General features: G+C 63.9%; 17 protein-coding genes. 2 read left to right on the top strand and 15 right to left on the bottom strand.

Annotation, left to right across the window (positions count from 1 at the left end; translation table 11 throughout):
* The first annotated feature begins 50 nt into the window (after positions 1–50).
* Entirely contained in the window at positions 51–1148 is a 1098-nt protein-coding gene (nagX, locus tag MWN76_RS05275) for a transmembrane glucosamine N-acetyltransferase NagX (RefSeq protein ID WP_250459931.1), read from the top strand.
* A gap of 108 nt (positions 1149–1256) precedes the next feature.
* Here nagX and MWN76_RS05270 read toward each other — a convergent pair whose 3' ends face one another.
* Positions 1257–1682: a MarR family winged helix-turn-helix transcriptional regulator gene (locus MWN76_RS05270; protein WP_250459929.1), complete on the bottom strand. Its 426-nt coding sequence runs from the start codon at positions 1680–1682 to the stop codon at positions 1257–1259.
* A gap of 170 nt (positions 1683–1852) precedes the next feature.
* Here MWN76_RS05270 and MWN76_RS05265 point away from each other — a divergent pair, with 170 nt between their 5' ends.
* The gene (locus tag MWN76_RS05265) at positions 1853–3046 is read left to right on the top strand and encodes a multidrug effflux MFS transporter (protein ID WP_250459927.1); all 1194 of its coding nucleotides are present in this window, start codon (positions 1853–1855) and stop codon (positions 3044–3046) included.
* A 273-nt stretch (positions 3047–3319) separates the two neighbouring features.
* On the opposite strand, the gene MWN76_RS05260 is transcribed toward MWN76_RS05265, so the two are convergent.
* From MWN76_RS05260 to pilW, 14 genes are all read right to left on the bottom strand, one after another.
* Positions 3320–4135 (bottom strand): MBL fold metallo-hydrolase, encoded by an 816-nt coding sequence (locus tag MWN76_RS05260; RefSeq protein ID WP_250459925.1) that lies wholly within the window; start codon positions 4133–4135, stop codon positions 3320–3322.
* Positions 4136–4258: 123 nt separating this feature from the next.
* Complete coding sequence (locus tag MWN76_RS05255; RefSeq protein ID WP_250459924.1) at positions 4259–4768, bottom strand: protein disulfide oxidoreductase; 510 nt, start codon at positions 4766–4768, stop codon at positions 4259–4261.
* Positions 4769–4784: 16 nt separating this feature from the next.
* Positions 4785–5393 carry a thioredoxin family protein gene (locus tag MWN76_RS05250; RefSeq protein WP_250459922.1) on the bottom strand — a complete coding sequence of 203 codons (609 nt, stop codon included), beginning with the start codon at positions 5391–5393 and terminating at the stop codon, positions 4785–4787.
* Positions 5390–7402: a protein-disulfide reductase DsbD family protein gene (locus tag MWN76_RS05245; RefSeq protein ID WP_284500147.1), complete on the bottom strand. Its 2013-nt coding sequence runs from the start codon at positions 7400–7402 to the stop codon at positions 5390–5392. The genes MWN76_RS05250 and MWN76_RS05245 overlap by 4 nt, the downstream gene beginning before the upstream one ends.
* A 227-nt stretch (positions 7403–7629) precedes the next feature.
* On the bottom strand, positions 7630–9675 hold the full coding sequence (locus MWN76_RS05240; RefSeq protein WP_250459918.1) for a metallophosphoesterase family protein: 2046 nt from the start codon (positions 9673–9675) through the stop codon (positions 7630–7632).
* A gap of 183 nt (positions 9676–9858) precedes the next feature.
* Positions 9859–10554, bottom strand: a complete 696-nt coding sequence (gene tsaA, locus MWN76_RS05235) for a tRNA (N6-threonylcarbamoyladenosine(37)-N6)-methyltransferase TrmO (protein ID WP_250459917.1) — start codon at positions 10552–10554, stop codon at positions 9859–9861.
* Positions 10555–10593: 39 nt separating this feature from the next.
* The gene (locus tag MWN76_RS05230) at positions 10594–12057 is read right to left on the bottom strand and encodes an NAD-dependent succinate-semialdehyde dehydrogenase (RefSeq protein WP_250459915.1); all 1464 of its coding nucleotides are present in this window, start codon (positions 12055–12057) and stop codon (positions 10594–10596) included.
* 129 nt (positions 12058–12186) lie between these two features.
* Entirely contained in the window at positions 12187–13581 is a 1395-nt protein-coding gene (gene der, locus MWN76_RS05225; RefSeq protein WP_250459913.1) for a ribosome biogenesis GTPase Der, read from the bottom strand.
* 222 nt (positions 13582–13803) lie between these two features.
* Entirely contained in the window at positions 13804–14967 is a 1164-nt protein-coding gene (gene bamB, locus MWN76_RS05220; RefSeq protein ID WP_250459911.1) for an outer membrane protein assembly factor BamB, read from the bottom strand.
* A complete protein-coding gene (locus MWN76_RS05215) occupies positions 14964–15704 on the bottom strand; it encodes a YfgM family protein (RefSeq protein WP_250459909.1) in 741 nt (246 codons plus the stop codon). The genes bamB and MWN76_RS05215 overlap by 4 nt, the downstream gene beginning before the upstream one ends.
* A gap of 84 nt (positions 15705–15788) precedes the next feature.
* Entirely contained in the window at positions 15789–17051 is a 1263-nt protein-coding gene (gene hisS / locus MWN76_RS05210; RefSeq protein WP_250459907.1) for a histidine--tRNA ligase, read from the bottom strand.
* Positions 17052–17332: 281 nt separating this feature from the next.
* On the bottom strand, positions 17333–18445 hold the full coding sequence (ispG, locus tag MWN76_RS05205) for a flavodoxin-dependent (E)-4-hydroxy-3-methylbut-2-enyl-diphosphate synthase (protein ID WP_250459905.1): 1113 nt from the start codon (positions 18443–18445) through the stop codon (positions 17333–17335).
* A 237-nt stretch (positions 18446–18682) separates the two neighbouring features.
* Positions 18683–19732 carry a RodZ domain-containing protein gene (locus MWN76_RS05200; RefSeq protein WP_250459903.1) on the bottom strand — a complete coding sequence of 350 codons (1050 nt, stop codon included), beginning with the start codon at positions 19730–19732 and terminating at the stop codon, positions 18683–18685.
* On the bottom strand, positions 19722–20501 hold the full coding sequence (gene pilW, locus MWN76_RS05195; RefSeq protein WP_250459902.1) for a type IV pilus biogenesis/stability protein PilW: 780 nt from the start codon (positions 20499–20501) through the stop codon (positions 19722–19724). Before pilW ends, MWN76_RS05200 begins: the two co-directional genes overlap by 11 nt.
* Between the last annotated feature and the right edge of the window lie 31 nt (positions 20502–20532).

Raw genomic sequence — 20532 nt, 5'->3', positions numbered from 1 at the left:
GATCTGAACCCCGATACTCAAGTCAACAAGAAGATGTACCGAGAAGTATCATGACAGCAAAAAAACAACGCCTCGCCTCCGTCGACGCCCTGCGCGGTTTCGACATGTTCTGGATTATCGGCGGCGAAGCCCTGTTCGCGCCGCTGCTGGCACTGAGCGGCTGGTCTGTGTTCGCCTTCGGCCACAGCCAGATGCAGCACACCGAGTGGAACGGCTTTACCTTCTACGACCTGATTTTCCCGCTGTTTATCTTTCTCTCCGGCGTGACCCTGGGGCTCGCCGACAAATCCCTGCGCGGCCTGCCATCCGCCGAGCGCGGACCGGTCTACCGCAAGGCGGCAAAGCGCCTGCTGATCCTGATCGGCCTGGGCATCATCTACAACCACGGCTGGGGCACGGGCATTCCCGCCGACCCGGGAGAAATCCGCTACGCCAGCGTACTGGCCCGCATCGGTTTTGCCTGGTTCTTCGCCGCCATGATCGTCTGGCACTGCGCCGCGCGCACCCAGTATGCGATCGCCGCGGCGATACTGCTGGGTTACTGGCTGGTCCAGGTCGGTTTCGGTGCGCTGACCCCCAGCGGTTCCGCCAACGCCTGGGTCGACCAGTGCTGCCTGCCGGGCAGTACCTATCAACACCGCGCCTACGACCCGGAGGGACTGCTGTCCACGATCCCGGCCATCGCCAACGCGCTGATGGGTGTATTCGCCGGCCGCTGGCTGCGCCGTTTTGGGGGGCAGCACGGAAAAATCTTGCAGGGACTGGCAATCGGCGGCCTCGCCTGCCTGCTGGCGGGCTTTCTGTGGCACTGGATCTACCCGGTGAACAAGGAACTGTGGACCAGCTCTTTCGTCATGATTACCAGCGGCTGCAGCCTGCTGTTACTGGCGCTCTTCTACCTGCTGGTGGATGTGTGGCACTGGCGCCACTTCAATACCTTTTTCGCGGTGATCGGCTGCAACGCAATCCTGGTCTACCTGGGCACCAGCCTGGTGGACTGGCGCTACAGCAGCCAGGGCTTGTTCGGCGGCATCGCCTCGGCGCTGCCGGAAGCCGGCGGCACCCTGGTCATCGCCGTCGGCGTGATACTGCTGCAGTGGCTGGTGCTGCGCTGGCTGTACAAGCGCGGCATATTGATCAGTCCTTAGTTTTCGCAGGATGGGCAAAGCGGCGGACGATGGGCACGTCGCTGCGCTCCTTCGCCCATCCTACAGGGAGCGCGGGCCTGGCTTAGTGCCAATTTCCCGTGAACCCTGTCACTCCGCATCCGGCAGGCACTTCTGCAGCAGTCCGCTGAGCTGCTGCTTTTCCTCCGAGCTGAGCGCGCTGAAGAATTCCTCGTGGGCGCGCAGCCGCGCCCGGCGGATTTTGCGCAGGACCTCCATGCCATCGCCGCTGAGCGACAACTGCTGGCGCCGCGCGTCATCCGGGTCCGGACTGCGCAGGACCCAGCCGTCGGCAACCAACGGCGCCAGCATCCGGGTAATGGTGGCCTTGTCGCGCCCGGAACGCCGCGCCAGTGCGCCGGCGGAAATCCCCGGCTCCACACCGATCATCTGCAGCAACTGGGTCTGCGGCGGTGACAGCTGGAAGCCCGCCCGGGCCAGCGACCGCATCATGACCTTGCGCAGCTCGATCATCAGGGTACCGAGGGTAAATTCCAGGGAGGGGGTATTCGACATGCTGTTGGCCCGCGAGCGCTGATCAGAAAAGCTAGTATGGTTGACAGAATCAACCGATAGATGGTTGACTATATCAACTATCTGTTCTGCCGGCCCTATTGTCAAGCCAGTGTCATATTATCAAGGCACTGGCGCGGCGCAGTAGCCGGCTGTCTGCCTGAGGTACCACTTTGAACGAACCCTCCCCGCGCTTTGGATTTGTACTGCTGCTCGCCATGACGGTGGCACTGGGACCGCTGGCGCTCGATACCTACCTGCCCGCCTTTCCCGCCATGGCCGATGCACTGGCCGTCGACAGCCACGCCCTGTCCCTGAGCATATCCATCTATGTGTTCGTGCTGTCGCTGGGGCAGTTGATCGGCGGGCCGCTGTCCGACCGCCTCGGCCGCGGGCCGGTGCTGATGGCGGGGCTGGCGATTTTCAGCCTGGCCAGCCTCGCCATCTGGCAGACGGAGGATTTCCGGCTGCTGTTATTGCTGCGCGCCGCGCAGGCGTTCGGTGGCGGCTGGGCCGCAGTCTGCGTGCCGGCGCTGGTGCGCGATCGCGTGCACGGCCGCGAGGCGGCCAAACTGTTCAGCCTCATCGGCCTGATCGTGGTGGCGGCGCCGGCCTTCGCCCCCAGTATCGGCAGCCTGCTGCTGGAGCTGGGCGGCTGGACCAGCATTTTCCTGTTCCTGGGCCTGTACGGCGCCATCCTGCTGGTCGCCCAGCGCCTGACGCTGTTCCGCGGCCCCCGGGTTTCGCCGCCGGCATCCGGTGTCAGCGCCCTACGCCGCTATGCGGCGGTGCTGTCCACCCGCCCGGCGCTGCGCTTTATCGGCCTGCAGGCCATGGCATTCTCGGTGATGCTGCTGTTTATCACCCACTCGTCATTTATCTACCAACAGCATTTTGGCGTCGGGCCGGAGCTGTTCGCCATACTGTTCGGCGCCAATATCGTGGTGATGACGGTCATGATGCTGGCCAACCGCATTGCCCTGAACCGCTTCTCACCCCATCGGCTGCTGCGCTTTGCAATCACGCTGCAGGCCAGCGGTATCGCCGCGCTGCTGCTGGTGCTCTGGCTGGCGCCGACACTGTGGCTGTTTGTGCCGTCGATGATGATCACGGTGGGCGCCATGGGAGCCATCAGCCCCAACAACCAGGCCAGCTGTATGGAGTATTTTGAGGAGAACGGCGGCACCGCGGCCGCGCTGATGGGTGCACTGCAATTCTCGGTGGCCGGCGGTGTTTCCGCGCTGTCCGCGATGCTGCCGGAAACCGTGGAGGCGATAGTCCTGGGCATGGCAATCTGTTCGGCGGTCTGCCTGCTGCTGGTGTGGGCCCCGTTCCGGGATACTGCGCTGGAAAGCCAGCAGCTGTAGGAACCGGTAACGGAATCAGTGCCCAACTGAATGGCGGCAAGTTATTGATACGGTCGTCATTCCGGACTCGATCCGGAATCCAGGCCGCCGGGGCTCATTCACTGGATCCCGGATCGAGTCCGGGATGACGGGTGGAGTACGGGATGAGGGATGGAGTACGGGATGACGGCTCAAAAGGGCGGGCCCTGGTCAAAACAATTTTGAGACAACCAATAAGTCTATATTCCCTGCAGGAGCCGATGGCGAAATCAGGTACTGCCCGCAGACAGGATGCTATCGGTATCGATCCGGTTTTACTTTCAGGCAGGAGGCGACCAGGTTCCGCTTGCTGAAGTTGTAGCGGCTCAGCACGCTGATCATCCCCTCCCGGCCCAGCAACCGCTCGGTGATCGCCCGCAGCTCCAGGCCCTGTCGCTGCAGGGCCTGCGCATTTTCCGACAGCTCGAGCAGGTAGTCGAATTTCTCCCGCAGCCGCTGTCGGCCATTTTCCACCAAGCCGCGATGCGGGCACAGGATGGTGTCGAAATCGTAGCCGAGCACCTTGCGGATACTGTCCAGCAGCGTCGGGATATCCTCATCGCTGCGCAGCATTTTCAGGTAGTTGGCGATATACAGATCGGCACTGAACAGCCAGCCGCGCCCGGGCAGCAGGTAGCAGGTCATGTCTTTCGCGTGGCCGGGGGTGAAAATCGGTGTTACCAGTTCGCCGCCAATGGCGATTTCCGCCGGCAGCGGAGCCGCGTCGGCCCTGCCCGCCGACCCCCAGATCAGCTTCTGCACCAGCGGTATGCGGAAACCCCGTTTCAGGATCTCGACGGTTTTCTCCGGCGCCCGGGGTTGGACCCCGGTCAGACGGTGAATGGCGCCGGCGTTGCCGGCGTGATCCTCGTGGTGGTGGGTCAGCAGCAACTGGCTGAAGGGCCGGCTCTGTATAAACGGCCGCACATATTTCCACTGGTTGCTGGGGCCGGTGTCGATCACTGCGTCCTGCAGGCGGTAGACAATAAAAGACGTATTGATCCCCAGGTTGAAGCGGCCGACCCGCAGGGCATCAAGGTCCTTGTGGCGAAAGGTGTCGAGTACGGACACGGCTTGTCTCTCAATCGGCAATCAACAGCCACCTATTGTTGGGCCGGGCGCGGCCCGGTGGAATTACCGATTCCGTAAACCGTGGTGACCGATACGCTCGCCTGTCGGCAAACGCAAAAACAATCAGTCGGTCAGTGCCAGCCGCAACTGCAGTCCCCACTTGGAGGTGGTGCCGGAAGTGACCCAGCGGACTTCCCCGCGGCTGTCGACAATGACGATGGTGGGCGTGACACGCACGCCCCAGCGGCGGCTGAGGGCACCGCTGGCATCGTTGAGGGTCGGCCATGCCAGCCCGTGGCGCTGCAGGTAGGCGCGCAGTTCCGGATCGCTGCCGGATTGCATGGCAACGGAGATGACCTGGTGATCCCGGCCCAGGTCGGAAATGGCCGGCGAGACCACCCGGCAGTAAGGGCACCAGGTGGCCCAGAAATAAATCAGCACCGGCCCGCCGGCGGTCATTCGCTGCAGGTCGACTGCGCGCCCCTGCAGTGTGCTTCCCGCCAGCGGCGGCGCCTGCTCGCGGGGAATATCCCGCTGCTGGTAGTAACCCACGGCGCCGAGCAACAGGGCTGCCAGCAGCACAAATCCCGCCAGCTTGCCCAGCACTGCGGCCAGCTTTTTCCACAACGGCATATCCGGGGGTTACCGCTCAGTACTTGACGCTGCAGCCGTAGGCCCGCGACGAGGCGACATCGACCGCCTCACCGCTCAGCGACGCGTCCAGCGCGGCGGCGACGTAGTTTGTCGAATCCGCAATCACCGCCGGGTTGGCGGAATCGTTGTCGTCGATGGCACCGGCGTAGACCACCTCGCCCTGCGGGTTGATGATGAACATATGCGGTGTGGTCTTGGCGCCGTAGGCGCGGCCCATACTGCCGTCCGCATCCAGCAGGAAGGGAGCGCTGGCGTTCAGCTTGTGACTCCTGGCCACTTCCAGTGCCTGCGCCGGCTCCAGGTAACCCTGCTTGCCCCTGGCCGACGAAATCACCGTCAGCCAGTTGATCTCCTCGCCGGTGTATTTTTTCTGCAGCGCCTGCATATTGCCGCTGCCGTAGTGCTTCCTGACGTAGGGGCAGTCCTTGTTGAACCATTCCACCACCAGCCACTCGCCCTTGTAATCGCCCAGCGCATGGGTTTTGCCCGCGGCGTCGACTTCGGAAAAGTCCGGCGCCTTTTCCCCGGGCACGGCGGCCGCCAGTGCCAGCGCCGGTGCGGCCGCAAACAATACCAGGCTGCGAAGAAACTGCTTTCCGTTCATGGTCTTTCATCCTCTGTCAATTGAAGTGTACTTTCCCCAGAAAAGAGTCCGTCAAACAGCGCGGCAATCATCTGCTGCTGCAATATCTGGGGCAGCAGCTCGGGTTCTGTGGCACCGGGCGCATACCAGGCGTAGACGGGCACGGAATTCCTGCCCAGCTCCGCCAGCGCGCGGGTGATTTCCGGATCCTGGCTGGTCCAGTCGGCGCGCACCAGGAAGACATCGTGGGCGGCGAACAGCGCCATCGCCTCGGGTGTATCCAGCACCAGCTTCTTGTTGACCTGGCAGGTGATGCACCAGGCGGCGGTGTAATCGATAAACACGGCGCGGCCATCGGCCCGCGCCTGTTCAATGGCCGCCCTGTCGTAGGGCCGCCACTCGCCCTGCGCCATCTGTTGTCGGTCCGTTTGCGGGACGCGCAGCGCACCGAAGGCGCTGACCAGGGCCGCGATGGCCAGCAGGTAACCGGCGACCCTGCCGGCGCGTGCGAAGTTGCGCCCCAGCCACAGCGCGAAGACCACAACCAGCAACAACAGGGTACCGATCAGCCAGCCGCTGTCGCCGAGCAGCCGGCCCAGCACCCACAGCAGCCAGATCACCGTGGCGTAGAGCGGGAACGCTAGCAACTGGCGGAATTTCTCCATCCACGGGCCCGGTGCGGGCAGCCTGTTCAACAGTGCCGGGCTGGCACAGAGCAGCAGGAAGGGCGCCGCCAGGCCGGCGCCGAGGCCGAGGAAGACCGCCATCGCCGAGACGGCGGGCAATACCGCTGCCGCCCCCAGCGCGGCGCCCATGAAGGGGCCGGTACAGGGCGCGGCCACAAACACCGCCAGGACCCCGGTGGCAAAGGAGCCGCCACGGCTGTGGCCCGCCAGGTTCATCAGCCGGTGGCCGAACTCGAACACACCGCTGAACGACAGCGCCATCAGCCAGAACAGCAGTACCAGCGCCAGCACCACCGGCGCGGATTGCAGCTGGAAGCCCCAGCCCACCGCGGCGCCGCCGGTGCGCAGGGCCAGCAGCAGGCCGCCGAGCGCGGCAAAGGTCACCAGTACCCCGGCGCTGTAGACCAGCCCCTCGCGCAACCGCCCGGCGGTGCCGGTGCGGGCACTGATCAGCCCGAACAGCTTGATCGACAGCACCGGGAACACGCAGGGCATCAGGTTCAGTATGGCGCCGCCGGCAAAGGCGGCCAGCAGCAGCCACCACAGGCTCGTCGCTTGCGCCTCGGGGGCGACCGCCGCGGCGGTGAACGGGATATCGTCGAACTGCCAGGCGCGCTCACCATCGCTGACGACGAAACCGCTGCCCTCGGGCCGCGGCGCGCCCGGCACGCGTTCAAAGGTGTAGTGCAGCCGCCCGCCGTCGCTGCGCAGTGCCGGTTCTTTCGCGGTCAACAGTTCCCCGTCCAGGGGGAACACCTGCGGCGCTTCACCCGTTCCCTCCAGGGTCAGGCGGATTCTGTCGCCGCCGGCTTCGGACAGGGAGACCACCTGCCAGGGACTGGCGGCTGCCGCTGCCGGAATGCGTCGCGCGAACCGGTCCCGCAGGCTGCGGTCCCCGGCGCTCCAGTTGGCGCTGGGCCCCACGTGGCGCTCCAGGTTCATACTGCCAAAGCCGGGGATGCAGTTTATCCGGCACACCAGCCATTCCAGGTTCACATCCAGGGACAGGCTGTCGGCGCCGTCGGCGGGTGTTACATCGAACAGGTAGGCGACGTTGCCGTGATAGCCGAGATTGGTCAGGTGCTCGATCGGCAGCCGCGTCGGGAAGGGCCACTGTATGCCGCCGACCTCGGCCTCGTCCGCAGCGATATCAAAACGCGGCGCGGCGCCGGAATCACCGGCATTGCGCCAGTAGACATGCCATTCGGGATCCACTTCAAAATAGAAGCCGACGGTTTCGGTTTCGCCGGCGGCAAAGGAATCCGGCGCCAGCCAACGTACGCGGACATGATCGCCGCTGGCGCTGTCCTGGGCGGAGACAGCCAGGGCAGCGGCCAGCAGCATGACAGCGGCAATGAGTTTTGCGACATTGCAAGGATTGAACACTGGCCTTCCCCGGATAAGAGCCGGTTTTGCTGCGTTTCCGCACCGGCGCATTTTTTATACGACAATGCCATTCAAGCGGATTCCCTCTCCGCCTGCAAACACCGGTGCGACAATTGCGCCGACACGAGCGACGATCCGCTTTCAGGCGTAGGGGAGCTTCGCCAGCCACAGGGTTCCCGGATTCATCAATTCAGGCTTTCGCGCTCAATCAAGGCCACCTCCACATCCCTCTGCAGAATCGCCCACCAGTGGTTTGGTTGTAACGGATCGAACCCCACCAGCGGCCGGTCCTCACAGCCGGCCGTGCGTTCAGGCATCGTATCCAGGTAACTGTCCTGCCAGGGGGCCTGCACCAGGCACGCCTCCGGCGCCAGCGCACGCCAGGCGCCGGCGTCCCTGGTCGCCAGTATCGCGGGGCCGCCGACCTCTTCCCGGCCGGTAAAAGACAACACATAGGGATCGGCCACCGCATCGCCGATATCCCAGGATTTTGTCGCCGTGTCCGGCAACGCGACCGGGGGCTTGGCGCCGCCGTCGGTGCGGCTTGTGGCGAGCCCGGAATCCGTTTCAATATCCTTCGGCGCGCCGTAGTCATCCTGGTAGACACCGGTCTGGTTCTGGGTGCCGCTGACGATCAGGATATCGGACAGCGTGTCGCCGTTGCCCGGCAGCCAGCTCAGGGTGACGTGTTCCTTCAGGTCGATGGTGGTTTCCGGAATGATGAGCGTATCGCTGTCGGCGTCCGGTACCGCGCGCTGCGGGCTGTTCAGGTTCGGCGTCCAGTTCTCGTGATACTGGAACAGCCATTGGTAAGCCAGTCGCGCCAGGTCGTTGAGGGATTCCGCGCGGGTCAAGCCGGGGCTGTACTCCATATCCCGGGTACGGGTATCGGTGCGGTTGAAGGTGCGGTTGCGGCCGCCTGACAACTGCGCCTCGCCGCCGTTCGGCGCCAGGCAGGCGTCGGTGCGATATTCCGGCTGCAACACCAGGGCCGAGCGGGTGTCGTCGGGAATCGAGTCGGGATAGACGAGCCGCTCGCAGCGGTTGCCGGTGCGCGAGAATTTATCCAGCAGTTTCCACTCCGCGCTGAAAGCTTCAGCCTCGTCATTGCTTTTCGCAGTGTGTGGCGCAAAGTAGGAAGCGTAATCCACCCGCGGGCCGCGGAAAGCCAGGATAGAGGAATTGACGTCGAAGGACTCTGAGCCGTTTTCCAGCGTGGCGTTCTTCTGCGATACGATCATCTGCACCAGATCCCGCTCGCCGTAGCGGAACTCATAGCCCTTGTAGGAGGCGTTGCCGGCCATGATCTGGGTATAGGCGGGCATACGATAATTCCCGCCCGACGGGGTGGACCCCGATGGCAGTGTCTGCAGCGCCGTCCTGGCAGAGATCAGCGAGCGCTGGTACTGGTGCTCGTGGCCCTGCACATAGATGACATCGTTATCGGCGAGGAATTCCCGAATCTGTGGCTGGATCTGGTAAACCCAGTTGTCCGCCTTGGTGCCCTCGACGATCTGCTCGCGGGTCTGGCCGTACTTGGCACCGATCAGGCCATCGTGGCTGGCGACGACGATATGAAACACCTGGTCGCGCTTTTCATAGACCACCTGCTTGATCCACTCGAAGGCGATGGGCAGGTTGTAGTAGGCGAGGCCGATCACCAGCACATTCTCGCGCACCACATAGTAATTGACCCATTCATAGCCGGGCATATGCACGGCGTCCGCGGGAATAAAATCCCGCATGGTATCGATCCACTCGACGGTGTAGGCGTAGCTGCTTTCGTGGTTGCCCATCACCGGCAGGAACTCGATGCCCAGTTCCGCATAGTCCTCCGCTACCGAGCGCCACTCGTTGAATTCCAGGGCCGACCCGTGATCGGTCAGGTCCCCCAGTGCGATCACCATATCCACACCGGCGGACTGCTGGTGTTCGAGTACTTCGCGCATCGGGTGCAAGGCCACGTGCGCCTGTCCCTCGCCGTCGGTACCGCCCTGGGTATCGGGCAGCAGGCCGATGCGGAACTCTGGCACGCCTTCTTGCCCGGTTTCTTCTTCCGCGGGCGGCTCTTCCCCCGGTTCCTCTTCATTCCCCGGCAGTTCACCGGCACTGGGCGGTTGTGTATCCGCTGCAATGCCGTTGTCCGAGTCGGATCCACAGCCGACAAGGGCCGCGGCGATCAGCAATGCCAATAGGATCCAGCGCCAATCGATATTGTTGCTACCTGTCATTTGTCCTGTTCCATTATCGGGATCGGGAATTTTTACGGACTACACAATGAATGCTGTTGGCACACGCGAATCTCGGCAATAGCGACCAACCGAATCGGCCATCACGGCACCGGACTGACAGGTTATTGAAGCGGGGGGAAGTGACAATTTGACGGCAGAAATTTGACGCTGCGATGGCGGAACTCAGTTCTGCGGGCTTGTCAGGTCGACGACCTCGATCCCGCCGTCAACATAGCGCCAGCGCAGATCAAAACCGCACAACTGCATGCCGTAGATCCGCGCCGGATCCGGTTTCTGGTAAGCGGGTTTGGGGTCCTGGGCCAGCACCTGCTCGATCAGTCGCGGCAGGTCCGTGCCCCAGTCGTCGCGGTAGGCGGCAGCCCGATCGCGTACAGCATCGGGCATCGATACCGGCAGCGGTGCCGGCGAGGCGTCGGCAAAAGTGCTGTGCGCGTCGGGCAGCGCATCGGCGTAGGGAATATAGGGTTTGATATCCAGCACCGGCGTGCCGTCCACGAGATCCGCCCCGCCGACAACCAACTCCACCTTGGGCCCGGTGCGCACTTCGATCAGCCGCACCACCGACAGGCCGATATTGTTGGGCCGGAATGGCGAGCGGGTGGCGAGCACACCGAGCTTCCTGTTACCGCCCAGCCGCGGCGGCCGCACCTTCGCCGACCACTGGCCGGCGACCTGGTGAAACTGGAACACCACCCAGAGATGGGTATTTTCCTCCAACCCGGCCACCGCATCGGCGGTGTCCAGTGGCGGCAGCAATTCGATGGCGGCGCGGCTGGCATCGGCCAGCAGCGGCTGGCGCGGCACGCCGAATTTTTCGCCGAAGCAGGAATGGACGGTGGCAATGGGTTCGACAAGCATCGATGACCGGGAATCAAGGCGCCGTGAAAGCGAAACACATCATTGATCAATCCCACCCATGCACAGGTATTTGATTTCCAGGTAATCGTCGAGGCCATACCTGGACCCCTCACGACCGATGCCGGACTGTTTGACGCCGCCAAACGGTGCCATTTCATTGGAGACGATCCCTTCGTTGACGCCGACCATGCCGTATTCCAGGCCTTCACTGACGCGCCAGATACGGCCGACATCGCGGGAGTAGAAATAGGAGGCGAGGCCGAACTCGGTGTCGTTGGCCATGGCGATGACTTCGTCTTCGCTGGAGAATTTGTACAGGGGCGCGACCGGGCCGAAGATTTCCTCCTTGAAGAGTTTCATTTCTTCGTTGACGTCGGTCAGTACCGTCGGCGCATAGAAACAGTCGCCCAGCTCGCTGGGACCGCCGCTGACTTTTTCCCTGGCGCCTTTGGCCAGTGCGTCGTCCACCAGCGCCTTGACATCCTCCACCGCCTGGCTGTTGATCAGCGGTCCGACTTCAACGCCCTCTTCCACACCGTTGCCCATTTTCAGTGCTTCGACAGCGGTAGTGAATTTCTGCGCGAAGGCATCGTAGACGCCTTCCTGCACGAAAATACGGTTGGCGCAGACGCAGGTCTGGCCGGCGTTGCGGTACTTGCAGATGATGGCGCCCTTGACGGCCTCGTCGAGGTCCGCGTCGTCGAAGACGATAAACGGCGCGTTGCCACCCAGTTCCATCGAGGTTTTCTTGATGGTCTCGGCGCACTGGGCCATCAGCTTCTTGCCCACCGCGGTCGAGCCGGTAAAGGTGAATTTGCGCACCAGCGGGTTGGCGGTCATCTCGTTGCCGATTTCGCGCGAGCTCTTGCCGGCCACGACATTGAAAACACCGGCGGGAATTCCGGCCTCGTCCGCGAGCACCGCCAGGGCCAGGGCCGACAGCGGCGTATCGGAAGCGGGCTTGGCGACGAACGGGCAGCCGGCGGCCAGTGCCGGCGCCATCTTGCGCGCGATCATGGCGCTGGGAAAATTCCACGGTGTGACGGAACAGGTGACGCCGACGGATTGCTTGATCACGACGATGCGCTTGTCGTTGGACGGCGGCGCAATCACATCGCCGTAGACGCGCTTGGCCTCTTCGCTGAACCACTCGATGTAGTTGGCGCCGTAGACAATCTCGGTCTGCGACTCCTTCAATGGCTTGCCCTGTTCGACGGTGAGGATTTTCGCCAGATCGTCGACATTGTCGATAATCAGGTCGTACCAGCGGCGCAGTATCTTGGCGCGTTCCTTGACGGTCTTGTCGCGCCAGGCGGGCCAGGCCTTGTCCGCGGCCTCGATGGCGCGGCGGGTTTCATCGGCGCCCAGGTCGGCGATGCTGGCGATCACTTCGCCGGTGGCCGGGTTGGTGATATCGAAGGTGTTGCCCGAGTCGGCATCTATCCACTGGCCGTCGACGTAGGACTGGGTGCGCAGTAGCGAGGTATTTTTCAGGTCCAGCATCGCATTCTCCTTTTGACATATTCCATTGGCATTGGCGGGCCTGCGGCCCGCTTTGCCGAGCTGGCGGCGGGCGCTCCCGAACTCGGCGTTCCCAAGGCGCCTTTTTCCGAGTCCCGAGTCCCGACAACACTACTTCTTCTTTTTCACAAACTTCATCAGGCGCCGCTTCTTGGCCTTCTGGCGGTCGCTCAGTTTGTTCTTTTTGCCGGCATAGGGATTGCTGCCGGTGCGGAACTCGATCTTGACCGGGGTGCCGTGCAGGTCCAGCGCCTTGCGGAAGGTTTTCTCAAGGTAGCGCACATAGTGGCCCGGCACCTGCTCGGTCTGGTTGCCGTGAATCACGATTACCGGCGGATTCTGGCCGCCGGCGTGGGCGTAGCGTAACTTGATGCGGTGGCCGTGTACCAGCGGTGGTTGGTGCTCACTGACCGCCCACTGCAGGATACGCGTCAGGTGGTTGGTGGAGAGCTTGTCGGTGGCGCTCTGGTAGGCGGACTCGATCGATTCGTACAGGTGGCCGACGCCGGTGCCGTGCAGTGCGGAGATAAAGTGGATATCGGCGAAGTCGACGAAACGCAGGCGCCGCTCCAGCTCGGTCTTGACGTACTGGCGGTGGTCGTCTTCCAGGCCATCCCACTTGTTCAACGCCACCACCAGCGCGCGGCCGGCCTGGATCACGCTGCCCATCAGGTGCATATCCTGGTCCACCAGGCCCTCGCCGGCGTCGATCACCAGTACCACCACATTGGCGTCTTCCACCGCCTGCAGGGTTTTGACGATGGAGAATTTCTCCACCGACTCGCGGATATTCTTGCGCCGGCGGATGCCCGCGGTATCGATGATGGTATAGGGCTTGTCGTCGCGCTCGTAGTTGATATAGACGCTGTCGCGGGTGGTGCCGGGCTGGTCGTAGACCACCACGCGGTCCTCGCCCAGCAGGCGATTGACCAGTGTGGACTTGCCCACATTCGGGCGGCCGACGATGGCGATCTTGATGCCCTTGGCCTCGTCCCCGGTCTCGGCTTCCTGCGGTTCCGGCAGGTCCTGCACCACGCGTTCCATCAGCCCGCGCACGCCGCGGCCGTGGGTGGCGGTGGTGGGGAACAGCTCGCCGATGCCCAGCTCGTAGAAAGGCGCCAGGGCGATATCCGGGTTGACGCCGTCGACCTTGTTGGCCACCAGCAGCGTGGGCTTGGAGCGGGTGCGCAGCTGTTCGGCGATCATCTCGTCCGCCGGTGTCAGGCCGGCGCGGCAATCCACCAGGAACAGCACCACGTCCGCCTCCTCGATGGCCTGCATGGACTGCTGGGCCATGGCCGCGTCTATACCCTCCTCGCCGCCGCTGATACCGCCGGTGTCGACCAGGATAACCTTGTGGCCCTCGATCTCCGCCTCGCCGTACTTGCGGTCGCGGGTCAGGCCGGCGTAGTTGGCCACCAGGGCATCGCGGCTCTTGGTGAGCCGGTTGAAGAGGGTGGATTTGCCCACGTTGGGGCGCCCGACCAGGGCGATTACAGGGAGCATAGTTCTTTCTACTCGGGGCAAAACTTGTTTGCCATAAATGCGAACGCCCGCAGAGGTGCGGGCGATGTTCAAATGCGGGGCGCCAGCGCGGCCCTTCCCCCAGCCCCCTGCCAGAGGGAGAAGGGGAGCTATTCTTTCCGACCTCGGGGCAATCAGGCCCTTTCCAGAGTGCCAGATGCCGGGTCCCGAGTCCCGAGTCCCGAGTCCCGAGTCCCGCCAGTATTATCCGCGCTCCAGGCGCAGGGCCACGAGTTCGCCGTCGTCGGACAGGGCAAACAGCAGGTCGCCGTCGGCCAGCAGCGGGATACGCACCGGGTCGCTGTCGATTTTCTTGCGTCCGATGATGCGGCCGCTGGCGGGATCCAGCGCGTGCAGGTAGCCCTCCAGGTCGCCGACCACCAGGACATCGCCGAAATAGGCCGGGCCACTGAGTTCGCGGCGCAACAGTTCGTTGTTGCTCCAGACAATCTGGCCATTGCCCACATTGTAGGCGTAGACGCTGCCCTCGGCATCGCTCAGGAACACACTGCCCGCGCCCACGGCCACGCTGTGGTGGGTGGAGGCATCTCGCGCCCAGAGGCCGCGGCCATCTTCGCGCGACAGGGCCACGGCGCGGCCCTGGTAGCTGGCGGCGAACACCAGGTCGCCGCGCACCACCGGCGAGCCGTCGATATCCACGACCCGGTCCAGTTCGGCGGAGCCCTGCGGAATGGCGACGCGCTGGTCCCAGCGCGGAATGCCATCGGTGGCATCCAGTGCGATCAGCTTGCCGTTGTCCAGGCCGGCGTAGACCACGCCGGCGGAGATCACCGGTGCGGCGGTGCCGCGCAGGGTCAGTACCGGCAATACGGTGCTGTGGCTCCAGCGCTCCTCGCCACTGGAGGCGTCGAGGCCGATGATCTTGCCGTCGACCGTCTGTACCACCACGCGGCCGGAGCCGACTGCGGGTGCGGCGACCACTTCGCTGGACAGCTGGTGGCTCCAGACTTCTTCGCCGGTGTTCAGGTTCAGGGCCTCGACGCGACCGCGGTAATCCGCGACCACGGCCAGGCCCAGGCCGACACCGACACCGCCGCTGATTTCCACATCCAGTTCGGTTTCCCACAGGCGCTTGCCGCTGCTGCGCTCGAAGGCAATCACGTCCCCCTCGCTGTTGGCGACAACGATACGGCCGGCGGAAATACCGGGCTGCAACATGGCGTAGAGCTTGGCGTCGATATCGCCGATATTGTGGGACCAGACTTCGCGCAGCTCGACGCTGGGCTGGATCTCGACCAGTTCGACCGGGTCCGTGTCTTCTTTTTCGTCATTGGACGCGCAGGCGCCCAGGGTTGCGGCCAGTGCCACCGCCAACATGCGCGCACTCGCGCGGGAAAGGAAACTCATTGCTCAGTGCTCTCCTTGTCCTCGACTTCTACCTCTGCATCGACCGGCTCAGCCTTGTCGTCGGCTGCGGCTTCGGTGTCTTCGGCCGCGGCCAGGCTGTCGGCTTTCATCCGCAGCAACCGGGCGCTGTTGGCCTGTTCCGGCAACAGCTGGGCCAGTGCCTGCTGGTAGGCACTGTGGGCCGCCGCCTCATCGCCCTGCTGCAGCAGGATATCGCCGCGGGTTTCGGCGTAGAGGGAGGCGAAGGCCGGCGGCACCTCGCCTTCCAGCAGTGCCAGCGCCTCTTGCGGTTCACCGCGCGCGGCCTTCACTGCAGCCAGGCGGCGCTTGGCCAGCAGTTGCATGGTGGGCTCGGCGCCGTTGTCCAGCACCCACTGCAGTTGTTTGGCGGCCGCTTCCAGGTCGTTGTCTTCCGCGGCGATGGCGGCCAGGCGCAGGGCTGCCTGGCTGGCGTAGATACGCTGGCTGAATTCTTCCTTCAACTGGCGGGCGACGCTCTTGGCGGTGGTCAGCTGTTTGTTGTCCGGCTGGCCCTCGTTGGCAGACACGGCCTGGACAAAGCTCTGGTAGAGGTTGGAGGCGGCTTCGGCCTCGCCCCGCTCGCTGTCCTGCCACCACTGGTAGCCGAAGTAGCCGGCCAGTGCCAATACCACGCCGGTGACGATACCCTTGCCGTTTTCCGCCCACCAGCGCTTGAGCGTTTCTATTTGTTCTTCTTCGGTAATGTGGTCAGCCATTGGATACTTGCCTTTCCTGTAATTATCTGGATCTTCCCGCAGGGAAATCAGGAGCGCCGGGCCCCTTCCCTGCCTGTTCTGTCGTCAGCCTGCCAGCAGCGCGGGCAGTTCGGCCAGCGCGACCGTCTGCTGCGGCTCGTCGGCGCGCAGGAACTTGACGGTGACCTGCCCCGCCGCGGCCTCGTCCTCGCCGATGATCAGCGCGAAGTCGGCGTTGCTGCGGTCGGCCTTTTTCATCTGGCTCTTGAAGCTGCCGCCGCCCATATGGGTCTGCAGGCGCAACCAGGGCAGTTCGTCGCGCAGCTGCTCGGCCGCGGCCAAAGCCGCCGATTGTACATCACCCACGGCGACCAGGTAGGCGTCCACCTGCTGGTCGATGGCTTCGGGCAGTACCTCGAGGGTCTCGAGCATCAGCACCAGCCGCTCGACACCGAGGCCAAAGCCCACGGCCGGGGTGGATTTGCCGCCCATCTGTTCCACCAGGCCGTCGTAGCGGCCACCGGCGCAGACGGTGCCCTGGGCGCCGAGGCTGTCGGTGACCCACTCGAATACGGTCTTGCCGTAGTAGTCGAGGCCGCGCACCAGCTTCGGATTGATCTCGTAGGCGACGCCGGCGGCGTCGAGCATGGCTTTCAGGCGGTCGAAGTGCGCCGCGGATTCCCCGTCGAGGAAGTCCAGTAGACAGGGCGCATCGGCCAGCAGTTCCTGGGTCTGGGGGTTTTTGCTGTCGAGTATGCGCAGCGGGTTGCGCTCCAGGCGGCGCTGGCTGTCTTCATCCAGCTGTTCGCGGCGCTCGCTCAGGTAGGTCACCAGCGCCTCGCGGTAGGCGGCGCGGCTGGCGGAGTTGCCGAGCGAGTTGAGTTGCAGTTTGACGTGATCCTGGATCCCCAGTTGGCGCCACAGGCGCGCGGTCATGACCAGGATTTCCGCATCGATGTCGGGGCCCTCGATGCCGAAGACTTCGATACCGAACTGGTGAAACTGGCGCAGGCGGCCTTTCTGCGGGCGCTCGTAGCGGAACATGGGGCCGAAATACCACAGCCGCTGGGGCTGGGTCAGCAGGTTGTTCTGGATGGCCGCGCGCACGGTGCCGGCGGTGCCTTCCGGGCGCAGGGTGACGCTGTCGCCGCTCTTGTCTTCGAAGGTGTACATCTCCTTCTCGACAATATCGGTGGCCTCGCCCACGGCGCGCGAGAACAGCTGTGTCGCCTCCAGGTAGGGCGTGCGGATCTCGCTGTAGCCGTAGCGGGCGAAGAGTTCGCTGAGGGTGGATTCCACATACTGCCACACCGGGGACTGGCCCGGCAGCAGGTCATTCATGCCGCGTATTGCGCGAAGTTGTTTCAACGGTGTTCCTTACTTGCTAATTTTTTGCGGCCACACGGACGGGTGTCAGTAAGAAGGTCCTGTGGCGGCGCTGCTGCCGGTACTCTCTTGCGGGACACGCCGTAAATCCATCCCTGGAGGCTTGTCGGCGAGGTCCCTCTCGCCAACAGTCCCGCAAGAGAGTACCGGCATCAGCGCCTTCGCATTTGATTTCTGTGTTCTTTTTCGAGTCCCGAGTCCCGAGTCCCGAGTCCCGAGTCCCGAGTCCCGAGTCCCGAGTCCCGAGTCCCGAGTCCCAACAATCATGCCTTGGCAATAATATCCGCCTCGCGCTCTTCCTTGGCCGCGGCTTTCTCGCGGATCAGGCGCTCGAGGTTGTCGACCAGGTTGTCGTGATTGAATTTGCGGTCCGGCTTGCCGTCCACATAGATGGCGTGGCTGGGCGTGCCGCCGGTGAGGCCGATATCCGCCTCCTTGGCTTCGCCGGGGCCATTGACGATGCAGCCGATCACCGCCACGTCCAGCGGCGTGGTGATATCTTCCAGCCGCGTTTCCAGTTCGTTCATGGTCTGTACCACGTCGAAGTTCTGGCGCGAACAGCTGGGGCAGGCGATAAAGTTGATGCCCTTGGTGCGCAGGCGCAGGCTCTTCAGGAGATCCCAGCCCACTTTCACTTCTTCCACCGGGTCCGCCGCCAGCGAGACCCGCAGGGTATCGCCGATGCCGTCCAGCAGCAGCGCGCCCAGGCCGATGGCGGACTTGACCGTGCCGGAGCGCAGGCCGCCGGCCTCGGTGATGCCCAGGTGCAGCGGCTGTTCTATCTGCTGCGCCAGTTTGCGGTAGGCGACGGTGGCCATGAAGATATCGGAGGCTTTGACGCTGACCTTGAAATCCTGGAAATCCAGGCCGTCGAGAATCTCCACATGGCGCAGGGCGGATTCGACCAACGCGTCCGGTGTGGGTTCGCCGTACTTCTTCTGCAGGTCTTTTTCCAGCGAGCCGGCGTTGACGCCGATGCGGATGGGGATATTCAGGTCGCGGGCCTTGTCCACCACGGCGCGGATGCGCTTCTCGCGGCCGATATTGCCCGGGTTGATGCGCAGGCAGTCGACGCCGAGGTCCGCTACGCGCAGCGCGATGCGGTAGTCGAAGTGGATATCTGCCACCAGCGGCACTTCCGCCTGCTTTTTGATCTCGCCGAAGGCCTCGGCGGCGTCCAGGCTGGGCACGGAGACGCGCACGATATCGGCGCCCGCTGCCTGCAGCCGGCGGATCTGGTCGACGGTGGCGGCCACGTCGCAGGTGTCGGTATTGGTCATGCTCTGCACCGAGATCGGCGCATCACCGCCGACGGGCACGTTGCCCACCATAATCTGACGCGACCGGCGGCGGACAATGGGTGACTCAAATTGCATAGGGCTGACTCGGCAGTTTCGCAGACTGGATAAATGAGGGGGAGATTATAAATGCGGAAGGCTTACAAATCAGCATGGATGGCCGATTTGTCACGCCGACAGCGGCCTCCGGCGGGGCGGAATTGCCGGGATGTGCTGCCTGCACGCTAAAATGCGGGCTGGTCAAACCAGTATCGGCCCGGGAGAGACTGCCGCGGAGGGTGGGCAGGCGGGTCGCCCCGCAGCCACCGTGCCGCTTCAGTCCCCGACCGTAAGCTTGCGTGTGCGGCGGTTGCCTAACGGGTCACTGTCCACCAGTTCGCCGTGGAAGCGCACCTCGGTGCCGCTCGCATTGCCCAGCATCAACTGGAATGGCGGCTGACCGGCCACCGATACCTTTGAACCGGCGGGTTGCAGCTTGGCCAGGAGCACGGCGCCGCTGGCGTCTTTCACCTCGATCCAGGCCTCTTCGGTGAAGGCCAACTGCAGCGATTCACTGCCGGCCGGCGCGGGAGCCGGGTCGAAGGACGGCTCGCTGACGGGGTCCGCCGCGGGGGCGGCCTCCGCGGCAGTCTCTTGCTGCTGGGGGGCTTCTTCTGCTGGGGGCTGCTGTTCCGCTGAGGGCTGCTGTTCCGCTGAAGGCTCATTTTCCGCTGAGGGCTCTATCTCCGCTGAAGGCTCTACCTCCTTCGCTGAGGGCTCTTCCGCCAGCGGTTGTAGTGGGGCCGCCTCTGCGTCGGTGTCGGGCCCTTGCGGCTGTACATTGCCGGCTACTGCGAATGCCCCGGATTCCACCGGCGCCTGTTCGGCGGCAAGGGCCTCTTCCCCGGCGGGCTCCGCAGTCAGTACCGGCGGGGTCAGGTCGCGCCCGTTCAGCCACCAGAATACGCCGGCAACGAGCAGTAGCGGCAGCAGGGCCAGGCCGCGCAGGTTGCGCTTGGGGCGGTTGTCGATCACCGGACCGCGGCGCACGTGCTCAACGATTGCGCGGCTCTCTTCTTCCGCGGCAGCGTAGCCGGAGAAGGCGGCCAGTACCGGGGCTGAATCCAGGCCCAGTTCCTTGCAGGCATTGCGGATATAGCCGCGCACATAGAGTGCACTCGGCAGGCGCTCGTATTCGTCGCGCTCGAGCAGGTCCAGCTTTTCGACCGTCATGCACAGGCGGCGGGAGAGCTCCTCGCGGCTGAGGCCGGCGCTTTCGCGGCCCCGCTGCAGCTGGCTGCCGGGGGAGTTGTCCAGGCTCCGCGCATCGCTCTGCGAGGCGCGGTTCCCGGCGTTTTCGACGCTTTCAGAAACGTTATCCGTCATTGGCTGTCATCTTCTTGTACTTCAGCGCTTCGTCTGAGTAGGGATAGAGGTTTTTCAGCGCAAGGGCGTAACTGCGTTCCTTGTTACGGTTGCCAAAAACTTTCTCGATGCGGATGCCCAGCCACAGGGACTGGGGGATCTGCCGGTTGTTCGCGCTGAACCGATCCAGGTAGCGCTTGGCCTCTGGGTAGGCACCGGCATCGAATTTTAGTTCCGCCAGTTCCAGCAGCGCCTGCGGCATGCCTTCGTTCAGTGCCAGCGCGCGGGTATAGGCCTTCTCCGCCTCCTCCACCCGGCCGAGCTTGAGAGCGGTGCGCCCCAGATTGGCCAACGCGTATGACCGGCGGTTGTAGCGCAGGTCCGCGGAGGCCTCGCGGAACAGCTCCAGCGCCTCCTCGTAGCGTTCCTGCTGGTAGAGAAACACCCCGTAGTTGGTCTTTGCCATGGAGAAGTCGTCGCCATAGCGCAGGGCTTTCTTGAAGTGGGATTCGGCTACATCCAGCTCGCCCTGGGACTGGTAGAGCAGGGCCAGGCCGTGGTGGGCGCGGGGGTCGCGCTCGCCGAGTTCCAGGGCTTTCAGGAAGTGCTGGCGCGCCGCCTCGCGGTTGTCGCCGCTCTGCAGATAGCGGAGGCCCAGCTGCACATGGGTCTCCAACGCCTTGTCCAGGTCGATTTCCTGTTTTGGCGGCAGGCCGGTGGTGACACAACCACTCAGCCACGCAGTAAGAAGTATTCCCACCATGGGTGGGGAAAGAATTCTGGATAACACAACATCACCTGTCATTTTTATATTTCATCCC

Origin of the sequence: Microbulbifer litoralis (assembly GCF_023634065.1) — a bacterium.
Lineage (GTDB): Bacteria > Pseudomonadota > Gammaproteobacteria > Pseudomonadales > Cellvibrionaceae > Microbulbifer > Microbulbifer litoralis.
Note: the sequence above shows the minus strand (reverse complement) of the source record. Positions and strands in the feature narration are given on the sequence as shown.

What these genes read in the sequence shown, in the direction of transcription:
- der (WP_250459913.1), bottom strand. Translation starts at nt 13,581, where the DNA reads ATGCTCCCTGTAATCGCCCTGGTCGGGCGCCCCAACGTGGGCAAATCC.
- tsaA (WP_250459917.1), bottom strand. Translation starts at nt 10,554, where the DNA reads ATGCTTGTCGAACCCATTGCCACCGTCCATTCCTGCTTCGGCGAAAAA.
- MWN76_RS05245 (WP_284500147.1), bottom strand. Translation starts at nt 7,402, where the DNA reads ATGCTGCTGGCCGCTGCCCTGGCTGTCTCCGCCCAGGACAGCGCCAGC.
- MWN76_RS05255 (WP_250459924.1), bottom strand. Translation starts at nt 4,768, where the DNA reads ATGCCGTTGTGGAAAAAGCTGGCCGCAGTGCTGGGCAAGCTGGCGGGA.
- bamB (WP_250459911.1), bottom strand. Translation starts at nt 14,967, where the DNA reads ATGAGTTTCCTTTCCCGCGCGAGTGCGCGCATGTTGGCGGTGGCACTG.
- MWN76_RS05230 (WP_250459915.1), bottom strand. Translation starts at nt 12,057, where the DNA reads ATGCTGGACCTGAAAAATACCTCGCTACTGCGCACCCAGTCCTACGTC.
- MWN76_RS05240 (WP_250459918.1), bottom strand. Translation starts at nt 9,675, where the DNA reads ATGACAGGTAGCAACAATATCGATTGGCGCTGGATCCTATTGGCATTG.
- MWN76_RS05270 (WP_250459929.1), bottom strand. Translation starts at nt 1,682, where the DNA reads ATGTCGAATACCCCCTCCCTGGAATTTACCCTCGGTACCCTGATGATC.
- MWN76_RS05250 (WP_250459922.1), bottom strand. Translation starts at nt 5,393, where the DNA reads ATGAACGGAAAGCAGTTTCTTCGCAGCCTGGTATTGTTTGCGGCCGCA.
- nagX (WP_250459931.1), top strand. Translation starts at nt 51, where the DNA reads ATGACAGCAAAAAAACAACGCCTCGCCTCCGTCGACGCCCTGCGCGGT.
- MWN76_RS05200 (WP_250459903.1), bottom strand. Translation starts at nt 19,732, where the DNA reads ATGACGGATAACGTTTCTGAAAGCGTCGAAAACGCCGGGAACCGCGCC.
- MWN76_RS05215 (WP_250459909.1), bottom strand. Translation starts at nt 15,704, where the DNA reads ATGGCTGACCACATTACCGAAGAAGAACAAATAGAAACGCTCAAGCGC.
- ispG (WP_250459905.1), bottom strand. Translation starts at nt 18,445, where the DNA reads ATGCAATTTGAGTCACCCATTGTCCGCCGCCGGTCGCGTCAGATTATG.